This is a genomic window from Rhodopirellula sp. JB055 (assembly GCF_043100905.1).
Taxonomy (GTDB): Bacteria; Planctomycetota; Planctomycetia; order Pirellulales; family Pirellulaceae; genus Rhodopirellula.
The window spans coordinates 1-3,806 of the sequence record NZ_JBICHO010000083.1 but is presented as its reverse complement, the minus strand read 5'-3'; the positions used below and the strand labels follow the sequence as shown (position 1 = coordinate 3,806).

Genomic DNA, 3,806 nt, shown 5'->3' with positions numbered 1-3,806 from the left:
GTTTGAGTGGTCCGATCGACGTCGACAAATTGGATTACTTGCAAAGAGACAGTTTGCATGCGGGCGTGCCGTACGGACGAAATTTCGATCCGATGCGAATCATCGCCTCCATGGTTCGTCACCCGGACCGGCCGAAGCTCGCCATTCATGAAAAAGGACGGACGGCGGCGGAAATGATGGTGTTCGGTCGCTACGTGATGTTCAGTGAAGTCTACTGGCACCACACGGTTCGGTCCGCGACCGCGATGCTGCAGCGTGCCGTTCACGAATTGCAGCAACCGTGTGCTGGCGAATCAGTTGACTTCACCGAGTGGATGGATTTGGGCGAGGCGGCTTGGGTCAGTCGGCTAGTCGATGCGGCCAACCAGCGTGGCGGTGCCGTTCAGACGTTGGTCGCGGGTTTGTTCGGGGCCAATCGGACGTTGCTCAAGCGTGCGGCGGAATTCAATGTCGAGTCCGGTGAAGACATGCATCAGATGCTGGCCCGTCGCCCGCACTGGTGGCTCGCGTCGTGTTCGCGGCCGTTGGCCAAATCGATTGGAGATGCGATCGGTCGAGAGGTCGAGCCTGAGTTGATTTTGATCGACGCCCCGCCCGTCAAGTTGGAAGTTGACATCAACATTGACATCGTACTTCGGTCAGGCGAAGTCGCGACGTTAGGGGATGTGTCTCCGGTGGCCTCGGTGCTTGCCAATCGGCAGTTTGACAATCACGTCAAGCGGGTTCGAGTGTTTGTCCCCGCCTGGGTTCGTGATCTTTTGCGTGGCTGTTCTGGTGACGCCATGCGGCGATGGTTGAACGAAGCCGTGTCGGAAACCGAAAAGCAGTGGGCGTGAATGGCAGAAACGGTTGACTCGAGTTCAAAACTTGATGCGTGAGTTATGAAGTTGCGCTTTTGCGTGAGGCAATGGTTTTTTCATGACCCGACGCGTCAGCGAGGCGAAGTCAACAACGTTTTTCCCTCGCTAACGCTTCGGGTTTTGATCGGACGCCACCAAGTAGCCGGATTCGCCAAGAATTCGGACACCCTCCACCCCACAGACCTGAACTCGGTCAAGTCCGGCGCCTGCCTGGTCCCTCGCTGATGCGTTTTGAAGTTGCGTTTTCGCGTGAGACAATGGCTTATTCATAACCCGACGCGTCAGCGAGGCGAAGTCAACATCGTTTTCCCTCGCTAACGCTTCGGGTTGTGATCGGACGCCACCAAGTAGCCGGATTCGCCAAGAATTCGGACACCCTCCACCCCACAGACCTGAACTCGGTCAAGTCCGGCGACTGCCTGGTCCCTCGCTGACGCGTTTTGAAGTCGCGCGTTTGCGTGAGGCAATGGCTTATTCATAACCCGACGCGTCAGCGAGGCGAAAGCAATAACGTTTTTCCCTCGCTGACGCTTCGGGTTTTGAAGTTGCGTTTTTGAGTGAAGCAATGGCTTTTTCATAACCCGACGCGTCAGCGAGGCGAAGTCAACAACGTGGTCCCTCGCTCACGCGTCGGGTTGGGATTCGATCAACAAGCCGGTGAACGCGGGACCATATCGATTGATTTGGTTCTGTGTCGGCTTGCACGTTCAATCGCCGAGTGTGTCATCGGAGGGCGAGCCCGTTTTCGTTATAAAGGTGCCTGCCGAAGTGATCTTTGAGTGTCCTCAATGAAAAATACCCGTCGAAGGAACAGGTGAAGAATCGTGATAGAAGTAGAAATCGTTCCGGATCACGAATCGGCTTCCACGCGTGTGGCAGGTTGGATCGTTGAGCAGGTGCGTCGCAAGCCGGCGAGCGTTCTGGGGCTGGCCACCGGTGGGACGCCTGAGCGAGCGTATGAGTTGTTGGTCGAGAAGGTTCGGGCCGGGCATCTTTCTTTTTCCGACGTGACGACGTTCAACTTGGACGAGTACATCGGTCTGATCCCGGAGCATTCCCAGAGCTACCACGCTTACATGCGATCGCGGCTGTTTGAGCCGGCGGGATTCAATCTGGGCCGGACGCATTTACCGGATGGGACGGCGGAGGATCTGGAGGAAGCTGGTCGGCAGTACGAAGCTTCGATCGCAGCCTCAGGTGGCATCGATTTGCAATTGCTTGGGCTGGGGGCGAACGGCCACATCGGGTTCAATGAACCGGGGGCGACCGAGCAGAGTCGAACGCGAGTGGTCGATCTGGCAAGCGAAACGATCGATGCCAACGCCAGGTTCTTTGCGTCAGCCGAGGAGGTGCCTCGCCGGGCGTTGACGATGGGAATCGCGACCATCCTGGAAGCTCACGAGATCGTGTTGATCGCGACGGGCGAATCGAAAGCGGAGGCGGTCGAACGAGCGGTCCGCGGGCCGATCACGTCCGACATGCCCGCGTCGTTTTTGCAGCGACACCCCAAGGTCACCTTTGTGGTTGACGAAGCCGCCGCAAGTTTGCTGAAGCAGCAGGCATGAGCGTCACTCTTCTGGTCGGCTCGCAGAAGCAGTTGGCCGATGGGCTGCCGTGGTTGCGGCGGTTTGCAAGCTCGATGAAGTTGCCAGCCGATGTGTTGGTGTTGGGCATGGATCACCGCACGTTGGAGCTTCTCAGCCAGAAAGAGTTGCAAAGTGACACGGTGGGGGCGGGCGATTCGGCGAAGTCCCATATGGCGGGCCGTGTGGAACGTGTCGAAGTGGACGTGGAAGCCATCTCAGCTCGGTTGTCTCAGTGGGATTCGCGTTTGTTGTTGATGGTCGACGATGTCGACGACGATCGGTTTCAAGCGACCTTGTTCGATCGCTGTCCCATCAAATCGGTTTGGCTGAGTTCGACGGGGGCGCCGCCGGATTCGGCAAAGCATGTTTTTTCGATCGACGATGCGTCTATCAAAGTCACACGCTGGATTTCGCGTCGGTTGTTGGGTGTCGATCCTGCTTTGCAGTTGGAGCACGAGTGGCTGGATGGTGACGGCGGTTCAGGTGCGTCACCCGAGAAGTCCGCAGGCGATCAGTCCGAGGCGGAAAACCGGGAGTCGCGTGTGGTCGCGAAAGCGTTGGATTTAGAACGACAGCGATGTGACCCCGGCGATTTGATCTGGGTTCCGTTTGGTTCCAAGCCGTCGGCGGAGTCGCACTACAAGGTCGCGCGAGCTTTGTTGGGGCAGGCGACTCGGGCGTCGGTGGCGTTGGTCAGTCAAAAGGAAAGTTGGAATCAATCGTTGTCAGCAAGCGTCCGGTACTGGGCCAGTCACGTTGCGGAGCCGATGGATCGTGAGACTCGGTTGGCCTTGGCTCGTTCGCTCGAGGAAGGCTCTGAGCCCAGCTTGGAGTTTCTCGGGTTGATCTCTGCTGCGGCGATGTTGGCCGCGTTTGGTTTGCTTCAGAATTCGGCGGCGGTGATCATCGGGGCGATGTTGATTGCTCCGCTGATGACTCCGATCATGGGCGCGGGGTTGTCGCTGGCACATGGCAACCGGCCTTTGTTCCGGCGTTCGATGCTTTCGATTGGGATCGGATTCGCAGGAGCGTTTGGATCCAGCTTCCTGTTTGGTTTGCTGGTTCGTTTGGTTCATCATCCGGTGGTGACCGATGAGATGTGGAGTCGCTGCAATCCATCGCCGCTGGATTTCTGCGTGGGGTTGGTGGGCGGGATGGCGGCCTCTTACGCTCGAACGCGAAGCCATTTGTCATCCGCGTTGGCCGCTTCGGGAGGCCGTGCAGTTTTGCTTCCCCCTCCCTTGGGACGTTCGAAAAACAAATGGTGGCTGGCGTCTCGGTTTCGCCCCGGATGGGGCCGTCGTGGGAGTTGGGGGCGTCCCTCGCTCACGGGCCTGTTGATTGAATCCTAACCCGAAGC

The 3,806-nt window shown here is 58.1% G+C and carries 2 protein-coding genes and 1 pseudogene; all 3 read left to right on the top strand.

Translation table 11 applies throughout. The features are described 5' to 3' along the window. Positions 1–836: pseudogene (locus ACF8AM_RS03155) on the top strand (metal-dependent phosphohydrolase); the annotation flags it as partial. An 845-nt stretch (positions 837–1,681) separates the two neighbouring features. Next, positions 1,682–2,425 (top strand): glucosamine-6-phosphate deaminase, encoded by a 744-nt coding sequence (gene nagB, locus ACF8AM_RS03150; RefSeq protein WP_392554238.1) that lies wholly within the window; start codon positions 1,682–1,684, stop codon positions 2,423–2,425. Next, on the top strand, positions 2,422–3,798 hold the full coding sequence (locus ACF8AM_RS03145) for a DUF389 domain-containing protein (protein ID WP_392554237.1): 1,377 nt from the start codon (positions 2,422–2,424) through the stop codon (positions 3,796–3,798). Before nagB ends, ACF8AM_RS03145 begins: the two co-directional genes overlap by 4 nt. Positions 3,799–3,806 lie beyond the last annotated feature (8 nt).

What these genes read in the sequence shown, in the direction of transcription:
- ACF8AM_RS03145 (WP_392554237.1), top strand. Translation starts at nt 2,422, where the DNA reads ATGAGCGTCACTCTTCTGGTCGGCTCGCAGAAGCAGTTGGCCGATGGG.